The sequence below is a fragment of the Streptomyces sp. NPDC000983 genome (genome assembly GCF_040299205.1).
Lineage (GTDB): Bacteria > Actinomycetota > Actinomycetes > Streptomycetales > Streptomycetaceae > Streptomyces.
The window spans coordinates 164,167-178,660 of sequence record NZ_JBEPBM010000001.1; the positions used below are offsets into that span (position 1 = coordinate 164,167).

At 75.3% G+C, this 14,494-nt stretch carries 11 protein-coding genes; 3 read left to right on the forward strand and 8 right to left on the reverse strand.

All coding sequences use genetic code 11. From position 1 onward, the window contains the following. Position 1: 1 nt before the first annotated feature. The 4 genes from ABT296_RS00490 to ABT296_RS00505 form a co-directional block, all read right to left on the reverse strand. Positions 2-1,168 carry an ATP-binding protein gene (locus ABT296_RS00490; RefSeq protein ID WP_351922127.1) on the reverse strand — a complete coding sequence of 389 codons (1,167 nt, stop codon included), beginning with the start codon at positions 1,166-1,168 and terminating at the stop codon, positions 2-4. Positions 1,169-1,226: 58 nt separating this feature from the next. After that, positions 1,227-6,215 (reverse strand): hypothetical protein, encoded by a 4,989-nt coding sequence (locus tag ABT296_RS00495; protein ID WP_351922128.1) that lies wholly within the window; start codon positions 6,213-6,215, stop codon positions 1,227-1,229. Beyond that, a complete protein-coding gene (locus tag ABT296_RS00500) occupies positions 6,212-7,066 on the reverse strand; it encodes a DUF4132 domain-containing protein (RefSeq protein WP_351922129.1) in 855 nt (284 codons plus the stop codon). Before ABT296_RS00500 ends, ABT296_RS00495 begins: the two co-directional genes overlap by 4 nt. A gap of 95 nt (positions 7,067-7,161) precedes the next feature. Continuing rightward, complete coding sequence (locus ABT296_RS00505) at positions 7,162-8,262, reverse strand: CapA family protein (RefSeq protein ID WP_351922130.1); 1,101 nt, start codon at positions 8,260-8,262, stop codon at positions 7,162-7,164. Positions 8,263-8,339: 77 nt separating this feature from the next. Here ABT296_RS00505 and ABT296_RS00510 point away from each other — a divergent pair, with 77 nt between their 5' ends. Further along, complete coding sequence (locus ABT296_RS00510; RefSeq protein WP_351922131.1) at positions 8,340-9,008, forward strand: dienelactone hydrolase family protein; 669 nt, start codon at positions 8,340-8,342, stop codon at positions 9,006-9,008. 458 nt (positions 9,009-9,466) lie between these two features. Here ABT296_RS00510 and ABT296_RS00515 read toward each other — a convergent pair whose 3' ends face one another. Continuing rightward, on the reverse strand, positions 9,467-9,754 hold the full coding sequence (locus ABT296_RS00515) for a metal-sensitive transcriptional regulator (RefSeq protein ID WP_351922132.1): 288 nt from the start codon (positions 9,752-9,754) through the stop codon (positions 9,467-9,469). Between the two features lie 86 nt (positions 9,755-9,840). Between ABT296_RS00515 and ABT296_RS00520 the strand changes: the two genes are divergently transcribed. Next, positions 9,841-10,281: an RpiB/LacA/LacB family sugar-phosphate isomerase gene (locus tag ABT296_RS00520; RefSeq protein ID WP_351922133.1), complete on the forward strand. Its 441-nt coding sequence runs from the start codon at positions 9,841-9,843 to the stop codon at positions 10,279-10,281. A 10-nt stretch (positions 10,282-10,291) separates the two neighbouring features. On the opposite strand, the gene ABT296_RS00525 is transcribed toward ABT296_RS00520, so the two are convergent. Then, positions 10,292-11,377, reverse strand: a complete 1,086-nt coding sequence (locus tag ABT296_RS00525; protein ID WP_351922134.1) for a DUF5937 family protein — start codon at positions 11,375-11,377, stop codon at positions 10,292-10,294. Positions 11,378-11,477: 100 nt separating this feature from the next. On the opposite strand from ABT296_RS00525, the gene ABT296_RS00530 reads away from it, so the two are divergent. Continuing rightward, positions 11,478-12,743 carry an MFS transporter gene (locus ABT296_RS00530; protein WP_351922135.1) on the forward strand — a complete coding sequence of 422 codons (1,266 nt, stop codon included), beginning with the start codon at positions 11,478-11,480 and terminating at the stop codon, positions 12,741-12,743. On the opposite strand, the gene paaK is transcribed toward ABT296_RS00530, so the two are convergent. Both paaK and paaI read right to left on the reverse strand, forming a co-directional pair. After that, on the reverse strand, positions 12,721-14,034 hold the full coding sequence (paaK, locus tag ABT296_RS00535; protein WP_351922136.1) for a phenylacetate--CoA ligase PaaK: 1,314 nt from the start codon (positions 14,032-14,034) through the stop codon (positions 12,721-12,723). The genes ABT296_RS00530 and paaK overlap by 23 nt on opposite strands. Then, the gene (gene paaI / locus ABT296_RS00540; RefSeq protein ID WP_351922404.1) at positions 14,031-14,429 is read right to left on the reverse strand and encodes a hydroxyphenylacetyl-CoA thioesterase PaaI; all 399 of its coding nucleotides are present in this window, start codon (positions 14,427-14,429) and stop codon (positions 14,031-14,033) included. The genes paaK and paaI overlap by 4 nt, the downstream gene beginning before the upstream one ends. Positions 14,430-14,494: the final 65 nt, after the last annotated feature.

Below are 14,494 nucleotides of genomic sequence, written 5' to 3' on the forward strand. Positions count from 1 at the left end.
GTCAGCCCTCCAGGACCGTGCGCAGGTCCCACAGGGTGCGCCAGGTGGCGGAGCCCTGCTCGGCGCGCCGCCGCACCGGACCGTCCCAGTAGCCGCGCAGCCGGGCCGCGTCCGCCGGGTCGTCCTTGCGGACCACGCCGAGCAGATGCCCCGGCAGCAGACCGAGGACGTCGTGGTCGCCGGGGAAGTACGCCGCGGCCAGCCCCAGCGCGCCCGCCACGGCCACCGCCTCGGCGGTGCTCATCACCGTGGACGGCCGCTCCACCTCCCAGCCCTCGGCGGACCGGCCCTCGCGCAGATCGCGGAACGCCGTCACCAGGGCCTCGAGGACCGCGTCGTCGACCGCGAAGGCCGCCCCCGCCCGCTCCACCGAGGCCCGCGCCTGGGCGCGCACCAGCGCCGTCTCGGTGTCGAGGTCGGCGATGGGGCCGACCGTCTCGAAGTTGAAGCGCCGCTTGAGCGCCGCGGACATCTCCGACACGCCCTTGTCGCGCAGGTTCGCGGTGGCGATGAGGGTGAAACCGGGCGCGGCGTGCGCCAGCGCGTCCTCGCCGCCCGCCAGTTCGGGCACCGCGATCCGCCGCTCCGAGAGCAGGGAGACCAGCGAGTCCTGCACCTCGGGCAGACAGCGGGTGACCTCCTCGACCCGGGCGACCGCACCCCGGGTCATCGCGGTGAGCACCGGCGAGGGCACCAGGGCCTGCCGGCTGGGCCCCTGGGCGAGCAGCAGGGCGTAGTTCCAGCCGTACTTGAGCTGGTCCTCGGTGGTGCCCGCGGTGCCCTGCACGACCAGGCCGCTGGTGCCGCACACGGCGGCCGACAGCAGCTCCGACAGCATGGACTTGGCGGTGCCGGGCTCGCCGACCAGCAGCAGTCCGCGCTCACCGGCGAGCGTGACCACACAGCGCTCGACGAGCGCCCGGTCACCGACGAACTTGCCGCTCACCTCCATGCGCCGCGGCACGCCGTCCGGCGCCTCGGCGGCCTCCGGCAGCTTCAGGGCCCGGCCGCCGCTGCCCATGACGAAGGTGACGACGGCACGCGGGGTGAGCCGCCAGGCCGGCGGCCGCGGCCCGTCGTCGTAGGCGGCGAGGAAGGCCAGTTCCGCGGCGTACAGCTCCTCGGGCGGGACGATCTGGCGGGGTGGGGCGGTGGTGAGAGTGCTCATCGGCGGTCGTTCTTCCGGTCGGCGGGGGTGCGGGTCGGCTGGTGCGGGACGGCGCGTCTCATCGGCGGCGGCCCTTGCGCGTGGCCCGGGTGGTGAGTTCCTCGTAGGCCGGCGGGTCGCCGTCGAGCACCCGCGCCCAGGCGCGGGCGAACAGCTCCGGCAGCGGCAGCAGCGGGACGGCGCGCACATGGTCGTGGATCGGGTACAGGCCCTCCTTCCAGGACTCCACCGGCAGGGCCGAGCCCTTGAGGTCGCGCCAGCCGCCGGGCAGGAACAGGGTCCGTCCGGCGCGGGGCCGCTTGGCCTCCACGACCAGGCCGGACGCCGCGAGCTCGGCGCGGGCCTGCTTCAGCCGGGCCGGCTTCCAGCCCGTCCACCGGGCGCAGTTGCGGTCCGTCGGGTCGGGCAGCGCCAGCAACTGCAGGTACAGGGCCGCCGCGTCCTCGCCGAGGCCGTGGGCCGCCGCGACCTCGGCGACCAGCTCCGGCACGCTCACCGTGGGGTCCTGCGCGTGACCGGCCGGGCCGTCGGGGTCGATGCCCGCCGCGACGGTCCGGGCGAGGTCGTCCGAGAGCAGGTTCCGCAGCGACCGCATACCGGCGCCCCGCAGCGGTCCCGTCACCCCTTCGAGCAGCCCGAACACGGCGTCGTCGGGGCCGGTCAGGCCCGCCGGGCGGACCAGGGTGAGTTCGCTCTCGCCGTGCCACGGGCGCAGGACCAGCGCCTCCCCGGCGCGGGTCAGGCCGAGGGCGTCCGCGCCGCCGGTCTCCGGGAGCCCGTACGTCTTGCGCACCTCCACCGCCGAGGGGCTGCCCTTCTCCGTCCACTCCACGTCGAGCTGGAGCAGCAGTTCCGGGTCGGCGACCCGGCGGCGCAGCGCGGCGAGTCCCTCGGGCAGGGCGGCGCGCAGCGGATGCCCGTGGGGCAGTGCGTAGGCGAGCGAGGCCAGGGCGGCGACGGCGCCGGTCAGGTCGTGCGCGCTCGGCACGGCCGACGGGTCCTCGGCGACCAGGTTGCCGTCCTTGTCCAGGCCGAGGACGGTGGTCCTGCTGACCCAGGCCGAGTGCCCGGGGTTCAGCACGACCTGGGCGGATCCCGCGGGCAGCCCGGCGAGGTCCGCCGCGACGTCCTCGGGCAGCCGGACCAGCGAGCCGAGGCGCTCGGCCCACACCCGGCCCGCGGCCCCGGTGTCCGGGCCGGTGCTCCACAGGTCCGCCGGTTCGGCGGGCAGCAGCGCCCCGAGCAGGGCGTTGCGGTCCTGCGCCGAGACCGTGCTGAGCATGCGCGTGGCCTGTTCCAGCTGGCGCGGCTTGAGGTCCATCAGGGCGAGGGCCTGGGCGTCGCGGTCCTGGGGCTGACCGGCGAGCAGCACGGTCGCCTGGAGCGCGCCGAGTCCGCCCCGGGTCGCCGCGGCGAGCGCCTCGGACGCCTCCGGCCGCCAGGGGGCTGCCCCCTTGTCCCGGATCAGCCGGGTGAGCGCGGTGAGCCCGTCGGCGGGGAACACCTGCCCGATCCGGGTCTCCTCCTCCAGTGTGAAGTGGGCGATGGCGCCGAACGCGCCGGAGGGATCGTGGTCCAGGGCGGTCCAGTGCACCCTGCCGTTCACCCCGTGGGAGTTGGGGCAGCTCAGCACCACGACGGTACGGCCGTCCCGGCGCAGCACCTGGCCCACGCGCGGCTGGTTCTCATGCGGCTCGCTGAGGACGACCTGGCGCAGGGCGGACCCGGGCTCGGCGAGCGGGCCCTCGGCCACCGCCTCCAGCAGCAGGACCAGCGCCTCGCGCGCGGTGTCCGGCGTGGTCGGCAGGGCGGCCCGGTAGGCGAGCGCCCGGAGCGTGCCGAGCAGCGACGGCCACACCGCGCCCATCCGCGGGATCGTGCGCTGGTCGCTGGCCCAGCCGTCGCCGAGGACGCCGGGGTTGCCGGGCTTGGCGGGCAGCGCCGTTCCGTCGGCCGGCCTGCCGGACAGGACGTGGTTCACCGCGCGGATCTGCCGGAGCACGGTCCACTCCCGCTCGCCGCCCCAGCCGCCCCACAGCGAGGCGATGCCGGAGGCGGCGTCACGGACCGCCCGGTCGTTGCCGTGCTCGGGGCTGTAGTCCGCGAACATGCCCTGGGTGTTCCGCCGGTCCGGCTGCTCGCGGGGCACCGGCGGGGTGGCGAAGGTGGTGGCCGAGTCGCTCAGCCACAGCGCCGCGCGGACCAGCGCGGCCACACCGATGCGCAGCCGCTTGTCGGTGATCTCGGGCAGGACGTCGGCGACCATCCGCCTGATGAACACGTCACCGTTGGGCACCGCGGCCCGGGCGTCGGTGTCGTCACCGGCCGCGTCCAGCAGCGCCTTGCGCTCCGCCACGGCCTCGGCCCCGGCCCGCAGCAGCTTCGCCGCCCGCTCGTCGGTGAGCGCGCGCAGCGCCGCCGAACCCTGCTCGTCGCGGGCGCGCAGGGCGTGCCAGAAGGCCACCGGCGGGACGAACCGGGTCCCCGAGGCGAACTCGCTGCCCCGCTCGCCCAGCGTCACCCGGCCGAGCAGACCGCCCTCGGAGGTGTCGTCGGGGGCGAACAGGGCCACCCGCCCGTCGCGGTACGTGGCGACGGGTTCGGCGCCGCCGGGCAGCCGCAGCGCGCCGATCGGCACCCCCGCCGCCCGGCCGACGGTGACGGTACGGCCGTCCGGCGAACCGGCGGTCGTCAGGGTCTCCTCGCCGTCCTTCGCCGTGCGCACCCAGCGTCCGACGACCTTGCCGTCGGTGCCGAACGGGCTTCCCTCCAGGCCGGGTTGCAGCGGCAGGACCTCGCACGCCGACTGCACCAGCGAGGCGTCCTCGTGGATGCCGGACTGGAGGAAGGCGGGCAGGGAGGCACGCCCGTGCGTACCGGTCGCCGGGTCGTACTCGAGCCACACCTGCTTCAGGCCCTGCCTGCCCTGCCGCCAGCAGGTGACGCCGTCGCCGAGCAGGGGACGGCTCGGCGGCAGCACCGTGTCCCCGGCGTGCAGCGTGCGGCCGCCGGTCGCCACGCCGCCGCCGGACAGCGGCACGGAGGGGTGGCCGGCGTCGGAGCTGCGCCAGTAGGGCAGTTGCTCCCCGCCGAGGGCGAACACCTCCGACGGGCGGTTCGACCAGTAGCCGACCTGCTTGCCGTCCTGCCGCCACATCACCATCAGTTCACCGTCGGCGTAGCGGAACTGCGGACGGTTCCACCGGTCCAGCTCGATGGGCAGCCGCAGCTCGTGTTCGAGGAGCGTCCCCTGCGGGCCGACGACGATCACCTTGACGCCCCGGGACAGGATCAGCGCGGGCCAGGCCTCGGTGACCGTCAGTTCACGGTTCGGGTCCTTGGCCGGGACGGCCTCGTCGAGCACGCGCAGGGCCTCGTCGAGGGCGGGCCAGCCCAGCTCGTCGAGGATGCCCGCGCGCAGCGTACGGCCCAGGAGCGGGGCGACGTCGTGCGCGGCCACGCCGGCCACGGCCTCGGCGTCGACCCGGAACGCCACCGGCCGGAAGGGCTGGATCCGCTCCAGCGCGGCACGCGCCCCCGGCAGACCGGTGGCGGCGGTGTACCGCCCGGCCGACCGCTCCAGCCACGCCCGCAGCACCTCGCCCAGCACCGGGTGGTCGGCGAGGGGTTCCAGCAGCTGGGTCAGGCCCCGGTGCTCGCCGCCGAGACGGCCGACCGCCTCGTGGAGCAGCCGCAGCAGCCGCGGGTCCGCCGCGGTGGCCGTCAGGTCGCGGGCGCCGGGGCGCTCGTCGCGCAGCCACCGGTCCAGCGCCAGGTGGACGCGGGTCTCCGCGTCGGGCAGGGCCAGCGGGACCTTCTCGGCCGCGCACAGGTCCAGCAGGTCCAGGTCCGCGCCGGCCTGCCAGCGGCCGGAGAACAGGTCGACCGGCCGGCCGTCGGCGCGCAGCCGCTCCGCCATGCGCGCGGCGAGCGCCAGGGTGCCGGGGGAGCGCCAGGAGATCGCGGAACCGTGCTTGCGGTGGAACGCCCAGCGGCCCAGCCAGTCCGCCGCGTCGACCTCGCCGGCCGCCTCGGTGTCCTCACCGGTCAGCAGCCGGTCCGCGCCGCACTCGGCGAGCAGCGCCAGCCAGAACTCGTCGTCCTCCACGGACCGGCCCAGGCCGCCCGGCATGATCTCCAGCAGCCGGACCCGGGCGGCGGGCCGCCGCTCGGCGAGGACGCCCAGCGTCGCCCGGTAGGCGTTCCAGAACGAGGCCGGCGCGCGCACCGCGGCCGGGGAGGCGATCAGGTCGCCGACCAGCTCGCACTCCTCGTCGACCCGGGACAGACCGGCCGCCTTGATCAGACTCCGGGCGTCCTGCGGCAGCGAGGCGTACGGCGGCATGCCCGCCGCGCAGCGCTCCACCGTCAGCTGCCGGTACTGCGCCCACGCCTGCGCCGGGTCGAGCCGCCGGGCCAGGTCCTTGACGTGCTCCTTGAGCGCCTTCACCGTCAGGGCGCCGGCGAACGCGAACTCCAGGAACACCGCCCGCTGCCGGTCCTCGTCCACGGCGAGCGCGTGCACCCGCTCGGCCTGGCGCGCCTTGCCGAAGAAGGCCGCCGCGTAGGTGGTGTTCTCGTGCTGGAGGAAGATCCGCGCCGCCTGCTCGTAGAAGGTCGGCAGGAAGTGCGGCACGGCCCGGCCGAGCCGCTCGCCCAGCTCCTCGAAGCCCTCCTTGGCGGCGCCCGGCCGGGACTTGGCCTGGCGGGCGAGCCGCTCGACGTCCTTGACCAGGGCCAGCGCGTGGTGCCCGTTGGCCGGGTCGTTGACCAGCGCCCAGGCGGGGAAGCCGAGCGTCTCCCGGCGTACCTGCCCGACCTCGGGCACCTCGGCCTCGCGGGCCAGCCCGAGGAACTCCAGGGCGAGGTCCTCGGCCTCGCCGAGGGTGCCCGGCACCAGCCGGACGATCCGCCGGTCGTCCAGGGCGGGGTGGGTGTAGGTGCGGACGGTGAGGGTGTCGGCGTCCTCACGGTCGGTGGTGCCCGGCGGCAGGACGGCGCCCGCCTCCAGCAGCGCGGCCGCGGTGGTCTCGTCGTACGTGTTCATGCGGCCTTCTCCTCGTCCTCGATGTCGCGTCCGGCGTACAGCGCGGCCGCCATGCGCATGCCCTCCGACCAGGCCACCGGCCCGACCTGGCCGAGCTTCAACGGCCGTCCGGAGCCGTCGGTCCAGGTGAGGGGACCGGTCTCGGTCTCCATGTAGCCGTCGTAGTCGCCGATCCAGACGCGGGCCTCGATCGCGCGGCCGTCCTCGCGCAGCGAGCACACCGCGTCGCCGCCGCGGGCGCGGTAGCCGAGCTGGGTGGTCCTGCCGTGCAGGAACCGCAGTTCCTTGAAGACGCCGCCCGCGTAGTCCTCGACGGACGTGGACTCGGGGTCCAGGTCGGCCGGGCGGTGCCACACCTCGCGGAAGAGCTGCTGGGCCCGCTGCTCCACACCGAGTTCGACGGCGAACTCCCGCAGTTCCTCCAGGTCCGCCAGCAGCACCGGGTGCGGGATGTGCACGAGTTCGGGGCGGATGCGCACGGTGTCGCCGTCGAGGTCGACCAGTCCGAGGCCGCGCTCGGGGTCGGCGTCCCGGAGGAACCCGGCGACCTCGCCGTCCGGCCCGGTCACGACCACGTCCCGCAGGGCCGCCTGCCAGGCCGGGTCCGGCCACACCCCGGCGACGACCGCGAACGGCACCGGCAGCGAACGCACCATCCACTTCTCGACGTCGGCCAGGCACTGCCGTTCGTGCCGCTCCAGCCACTCGGTGAGCTGACGCAGCCCCACCACCGCCGGGTCGTCCGCGAGTTTGGTCGGTACCGACTTCAACCGCCGTCCGGCCGCGTTGCGGCACACGACCTTCCCCGACTCCAGCGCGACCTCGTAGTCGCCCGCCGTCACCCACCCCACAGGTGCCTCCCCCACATCCGTGATCAAGTGACCGGAACTCTAGGGCAGGCCACTGACAACGCCCTCACCCGGCCGCTGAACGGGGTCCGAACACCTCAGCGCAGGGTCAGCGACCCGTCGTCTTCCAAGGTGGGGCGCACTCCGTCGCTGATCCGCTCGACGGTCGCCCGCAGCCACTCCCGGTCCGCCTTCCGTGCCCCCTCCAGGCGCATCCGCCGGGCCGCGAGCGGGACCATGCGCAGCCCGGCCAGCCGTCCGTCGCCCGCCGCCAGCGTGGCGAGGAACATCAGCCGCAGGTCGTCCCGGTACCGCTCGAACCCCGGAATCCCCTCGTAGTCGTCGACGAAGTCGCCGCAGCCGTACAGGATCAGCCGCCCGCGGTACACCTCCACCGGGCGCGGGTGGTGCGAGGAGTGCCCGTGGACGAGGGCGACGCCGCCGTCCACCAGGGCGTGCGCGAAGCCGACCTGGTCCCGCGGTACGCGATAGCCCCAGTTGGAGCCCCAGTGCACGGAGACGACCACCAGGTCGCCGGGGAGCCGGTGCCGGCCCACCCGCTCCAGCACGGCACGGGCGGCCGCCGGCGTCGGCGCGGGCAGGTACGCCACCCCGGGCCCGTCCCCGGTCGCCGCCCACCCCGGGGGGACGCCGCTGGACCGCATCCCCAGCGCGAACACCAGCACCCGGCCGCCGCCGGGCAGGGGGACCGCCGCCGGCGCGTACGCCTCGTCGGCGTCCCGTCCCGCGCCCGCCGTCCGCAGTCCCGCGCGGGCGAGCGAGCCGAGCGTCTGCGCCAGACCGGAGCGGCCGAAGTCCAGGACGTGGTTGTTGGCCAGGACGCACACGTCGGGCCGGGCCACGGACAGGGCGGGCAGGTTCGCCGGGTGCATCCGGTAGTGGATCTCCTTGCCGGGCGCGAAGCTGCCGCCGCCGGTGACCGACGTCTCCAGGTTCACGATCCGCACGTCCGGCTCGGCCGCGCGCAGCACGCGCAGCGCCTCTCCCCACGGCCAGGACGGCCGCACCGGGGCGGGCACCGGGCCGTGCACCGACTCCGCGAGACGCACGTAGTCACGGGCGTCCGTCACGTACGGCTCGCGCAGCACCGGGTCACCGGGGTGCGCGAGGATCTGGTCGACGCCGCGCCCGAGCATCACGTCACCGCACAGGAACAACGTCACTGCACCGTCGCCCACACCTCCACGGTAGGCCGGTCGCGGTTGCGCCTGCGGATCGGAGGAACTCGGGGACCGGCCGACCGTGGAGGCAGGCGATGACGACGATCTCCGACCCGGTGCTGGTGCCCGCGGGCCCGGGCGTCGAACTGGCGGGCGACCTGGTGGTGCCGGAGTCCGCGCGGGCCGTGGTGCTCTTCGCCCACGGCAGCGGCAGTTCCCGGCACAGCCCCCGCAACCGGCGGGTGGCCGCCGTGCTGCGCACCGCCGCGCTCGGCACCCTGCTGATGGACCTGCTCACCGACCGGGAGGAGGAGCGCGACGCGCTCACCCGAGAGCACCGTTTCGACATCCCGCTGCTCGGCGGGCGGCTGGTCGCCGCGATCGACTGGCTCGCCGGCCGGGCGGACACCCGGGAGCTGCCCGTCGCCCTGTTCGGCGCCAGCACCGGGGCCGGCGCCGCCCTGGTGGCCGCCGCCGAGCGGCCCGCGCGCGTACTGGCCGTGGTCTCCCGGGGCGGGCGGCCCGACCTGGCCGGGGACGCCCTGGACGCCGTACGGGCGCCCGTGCTGCTGATCGTGGGCGGGCGGGACCGGGAGGTGCTGCGGCTCAACGAGGAGGCGGCGCGGAGGCTGCGGACACCCTGCGAGCTGTACGTCGTGCCCGGCGCCACGCACCTGTTCGAGGAACCCGGCGCACTGGACGAGGCCGCCGACGCGGCGCGGCGCTGGTGCGCCGAAAGGGCCGGGACGACCACGCGCGAGTGAGCGCGGCCGACCCGCGACCCCGGCCCGATCCGCCGGGCCGATCGGCCCGGGCCTCGGCGTGAGCCGCCATGCCGGTGGGGGCGGTTGACCTGTGACCCGGTGTGAGCCGCCAGGCTGGTGGGGGCGGTCGGCCCGGGATCCGGTGTGAGCCGTGAGCTAGGAGAGGGCGGCAGGCCCGGGACCCGGCGGGAGCCGTCAGCTGAGTGAGGCCGGCCGGGGACCCCGGCCCGAGCCGAAACCCGGCGACGCCGTCAGACCCCTGAAATCCCGGCGGGAGCCGTCAGCTCAGTGAGGGCGGCCGGCCCGGGACCCCGGCCCGAGCCGTCAGCCCGGTGAAGGGCGGAGGGCCACAATCCCGGCGGCAGCCGTCGGGCAGCCGTCGGGCAGCCGTCGGGCAGCCGTCGGGCAGCCGGAACGCGGCGGACGCCGTCAGGCGTCCGGAACCCCGGCGGGAGCCGTCAGGCCAGTGACAGGAAGAGCTTCTCCAGGCGGGCGCGCATCTGCTCGGCGTCCTCGCCCGTGCTGCGGCCCGACTCCATGTCGGCCACGCACCGCTGCAGACCCGTGGCGATGATCGCGAACCCGGCCCGGTCCAGGGCGCGGGACGCGGCGGCGAGCTGGGTCACGACCTCCTCGCAGTCCCGCCCCTCCTCGATCATGCGGATCACCCCCGCGATCTGCCCCTGAGCCCGGCGCAGCCGGTTCAGCACGGCCTTGAGCTCGGCACCCGCCAGATCCAGTTCCATGATCACCCCTCCGGAAATACCCCGAGGGGTACTCTACGTCCCGGTTCGGGACGACGTCGAACACCTGGCTGAGTAGGCTCCGCTCCATGCGGATCGCCGTCTCCTCCGACATGGACGAACCTGTCGCGCGCCTCCTCCTCGCGGAGCTGGAGCGGCGCGGCCACGAAGTCGTGCCGTACGGGGCGCTGCGCGAGGGCGACGACCCCCGGTGGGCGGTCTGTTCCGAGGCGGCCGCCCGCGAGGTCGCCGCCGGGACGGCCGAGCAGGCCGTGGTCTGCTGCTGGACCGGGACCGGGGCCTCCATCGCCGCGAACAAGGTGCGCGGGGTCCGCGCGGCGCTGTGCACGGACGCCTACACGGCGGACGGCGCCCGCCGCTGGAACGACGCCAACGTGCTCGCTCTCGGCCTCCGCCTGACCTCCGGGCCGCTGCTGACGGAGATCCTCGACGCCTGGTTCGCCGCCGAGGGCGGCCAGGACGCCGAGGACCGGGCGAACGTCGCCCACGTCGCGCGTATCGAGCGCTGACCCGGCCGGCTCAGCGCAGCACCGCGGCCAGCAGGTCGGTGCCCAGCGCGGTCAGCCCGGGCAGGTCGAGGGTGTGGCGGACGTAGCGGCCCTGCCGCCGGGCCGTGAGCAGGCCCGCGCGGCGCAGGACGGTGAGATGCCGGGAGACCTCCGGCGCCGACAGCTCCCAGGTGTGGGCCAGCTCGCCGGTGGTGTGCGGCCCGCGGGCCAGGGTGCGCAGCAGCCGCAGCCGTACCGGATGGGAGAGCGCCTCCAGGCGCAGGGCGACCGTGTCCAGGGACACCGGAGGTGCCGGGCTCGGCTCGCCCACGGGGTACTGCACCACGGGTCGCCAGCCCGGCGCGTGGACCACCGTCAGATGCGGGCTGCCGAAGACGCTCGGGACGAACGTCACCGCGGCGCCGTGCGCGGCGGTCGCCTTGTCCTGGAGCTTGTCCACCACGATGCAGTCGCCGTCCGACGAGAGCGCGACGGCGCCGGAGACCGCGGCGAGGGCCGCGCCGGCGCCCTGCCGCCGCAGCAGGTCGTTCTTGGTCCGCAGATCGGTGGCGAGGGACACGGCGACCTCCGCCCAGGCGGCGTCGAAGAACGCCTCCGCACACCGTTCCAGGGTGCCGCGCACCCGCGCCCGCACGGCCCCGGGGTCCGCGAGCAGCCGCTCCGCGAAGGCCTCCTGGCGGGGCCCGCGCGCCTGGGCGACGTCCAGCGCCCGCTCACGCGCGGCGGCGTCGGTGAGCGGGGACGGCGCGGCGACGGGGACCCGGCCGCCGCCGCAGGTGGTGACGAGCGCGGCCGTCACGTACGCCTCGTCGTCGATCCGGTCCACGTCGTCCAATTCCTCGGCGAGCGTCGGCCGGGGCCGGGCCGGCAGCAGGAAGTCGGCCTGCGAGGAACGCCAGAGGAACTCCGCCTCCCTGAGCCGCTCGGCCACCTCCGGCCGCAGCCCCGCCCACACGTCCGCCGCCCAGCCGGCGAACCCAGGATGATGACCGGGCTCGGCCAGCACATGCAGCATCGCGGTCAGCTCCGCCAGCGGGGACGCGGCGAACCGCAGACGCTCGGCCGACAGGCCGCTGATGTCGATCCTCAAGGTCACCCGCACAGGATCACCGACGGGGCGGCCGACGGCGGCGTCGATTGACGGTCTTCGTCAACTCGCGTGCCGGGCACGGCGGCCGAGGCCACGGTGGGGCGCCATGGCGACCCTCTCCAAGATCCGGCCCCGCGCCCTGGTCCACGCCTCCGGCGGCCCCCGCTACGCCGTGGCCCTGGCCGTGGACGCGCTCGGCACCGGCCTGCTGCGGCCCTTCCTGCTGCTGTACGGGGTGACGGTGCTCGGCCTGTCCGCACCGGCCACCGGCATCGCCATGACGGCCGGGATCGTCGCCGGCCTGGTGTGCGTGCCCGCGGTCGGCCGATGGCTGGACCGGGGCGCGCGCAGCACGGTCGTCGCGGCGTCGATGCTCGTACGGGCGCTGGGCGTGGCCCTGCTGCTGGCCACCCCTTCGGGACACGTCTGGCTGTTCGCGGCGGCGGCCCTGGTCCAGGGCGTCGGCAACCAGGCGTGGCCGCCCGCCCACGCCGCCCTCGTCGCCACGGTCTCCCACGGCCGCGAACGCGACGCGGCGCTCGCCGCGGGGCGTGCCCTGCGCAACGCCGGGATGGGGGTGGGCGCGCTGATCGCCACCGTGTGCCTGACGGGCGGCACCACGGCACTGCGGGCGCTGGCGGCGCTGACCGGTGTCGCCTGTCTGGTCGCGGCGGGCCTGGCGTGGTCGGTCCGCCTGCGCGCGCGGCCGTCGGCCGACCCGGCCGCGACCGCCGACGACGGCCCCGCCCCGCGGATGCGCGCGCTGCTCACCGCCAACGTGGTCTACGTCTTCTGCCTCAACGTCCCCGAGATCGCGCTCCCGCTGATCCTGGTGACCCAACTGGACGCGTCCCCGGTGTGGTCGGCCGCCGTCTTCGTCGCCAACACGGTCCTGGTGGTCACGCTCCAGGTGCCGGTCACGGTGCTGCTGTCCCGCTATCCCCGGCGGACCGTGCTGGCCCTGGGCGGCGTCCTGCTCTCCGTGTCCTACCTGGGCTTCCTCGCGGCGGCCTCGCTGGGACCCGGCCGGGGCGCCCCGGCCGTCGCCGCGGTCTCCGTGGTCTGCACCTTCGGCGAGATCGTCTACGCCGGCAGCGCCACCGCGCTGGTCACGGCCCTCGCCCCGGCCCACGCCCTGGGCCGGGTCCTGGCCCGCTTCGAGGTCTCCACCGGTTTCGGCCTCGCCGTCTCCCCGATGGTCATCACCGCCCTCGCGCCCCATGGCCCGACGGCCCTGTGGGGCACGCTCGGCGCGGCGACCCTGCTGTCGGCCGCCGCCGTGGTGGCCGAGCGGGACGGGGCGTCGACGGCCGCCGGAACGGCCGGGCGCGCCCCCGCCCTTCCGGCCGCTACTCCTCCCGGAGGTCCCTGACCCGCTTGATCTTGCCGACGGAGCGTTCCAGGGTCTCCGGTTCGACGATCTCCACGTCGACGCTGACGCCCACGCCGTCCTTCACGCCCTGCGCGACGAGCCGCGCCGCCGCCTGCCGCTGCTCGGCATCCGCGCCGGGGCGGGCCTCCACCCGTACCGTCATGTGGTCCATCCGGCCGCGCCGGGTGAGCCGGATCTGGAAGTGCGGGGCCACCGCGGGAGTGCGCAGCACGATCTCCTCGATCTGCGTGGGGAAGACGTTGACCCCGCGCAGGATCAGCATGTCGTCGCAGCGGCCGGTGACCTTCCGCATCCGGCGGAAGGCGGGGCGGGCGGTGCCCGGCAGCAGCCGGGTGAGGTCCCGGGTGCGGTACCGGATGATCGGCAGCGCCTCCTTGGTGAGCGAGGTGAACACGATCTCGCCCTCCTCGCCCTCGGCCATCACCTCGTCGGTGACCGGGTCGACGATCTCCGGGTAGAAGTGGTCCTCCCACACATGGAGTCCGTCCTTGGTCTCCACGCACTCCTGCGCCACGCCCGGGCCGATCACCTCGGAGAGCCCGTATATGTCGACGGCGTGGATGCCGGTGCGCTCCTCGATCTCGCGGCGCATCTCCTCCGTCCACGGCTCGGCGCCGAAGATGCCGACCTCCAGGGAGGTGTCCCGGGGATCGACGCCCTGCCGCTCGAACTCGTCGAGCAGGGTGAGCATGTAGGACGGGGTGACCATGATGATCTCGGGCCGGAAGTCCTGGATGATCTGCACCTGCCGGGCCGTCATCCCGCCGGAGGCGGGGATCACCGTGCACCCGGCCCGCTCGGCGCCGTAGTGCGCGCCGAGACCGCCGGTGAACAGGCCGTAGCCGTAGGAGATGTGGACCTTGTGGCCGGGCCGGCCGCCGGCGGCGCGGATCGAACGGGCCACCACGTCCGACCACATGGAGATGTCGTTCTCGGTGTAGCCGACCACCGTGGGGCGTCCCGTGGTGCCGCTGGAGGCGTGCACGCGCCGCACCTCGGACAGGGGCACGGCGAACATGCCGAAGGGGTAGGTGTCCCGCAGGTCGGCCTTGGTGGTGAAGGGGAACCGGGCGAGGTCGGCGAGCGACCGGCAGTCCTCGGGGATGACACCGGCCTCGTCGAACTTCTTGCGGTACAGCTCCACATGGTCGTAGGCGTGCCGCAGCGTCGACCGCAGCCGTTCGAGCTGGAGCTCGGCGAGCTGCTCCCGGCTCAGCCGTTCCGCGTCGTCCCGCAGATCGTGGGGGAGGGGTTCGCCCGGCTTGCTCATCGCGACTCCTTCGGCGCCTGGGTGGGGGTCCGGCCGATGCTGCGGCTGCGTCCGCGGAACTCCGCGACGGTCTCGTCACCGCGCAGGACGCTCACGTCGTAGATACCACTGCGGCCGTACCGGGTGCGTTCCTCCGCGCGGGCCACGAGGACGTCGCCCTCGTGGGCCGGGGCGACGAAGGTGATGTCGGCGCCCGCCGCCACGGTCACCGGGCCGTGGCTGTTGCACGCGCACGCGAAGGCGGTGTCGGCGAGCAGGAACACATAGCCGCCGTGGGCGATGCCGTGGCCGTTCACCATCGCGGAGGTCACGGTCATCCGCAGCACGGCCGTGCCCTCGCCGTGCTCCAGCAGTTCGATCCCGAGCCCCCGGGACGCCTCGTCCGCGGCGAACATCGCCCGGGCGGGCGACGCCGGGTCGGAGGTCCGTGTCACCGTCTCCACCACCTCATGTACCGACC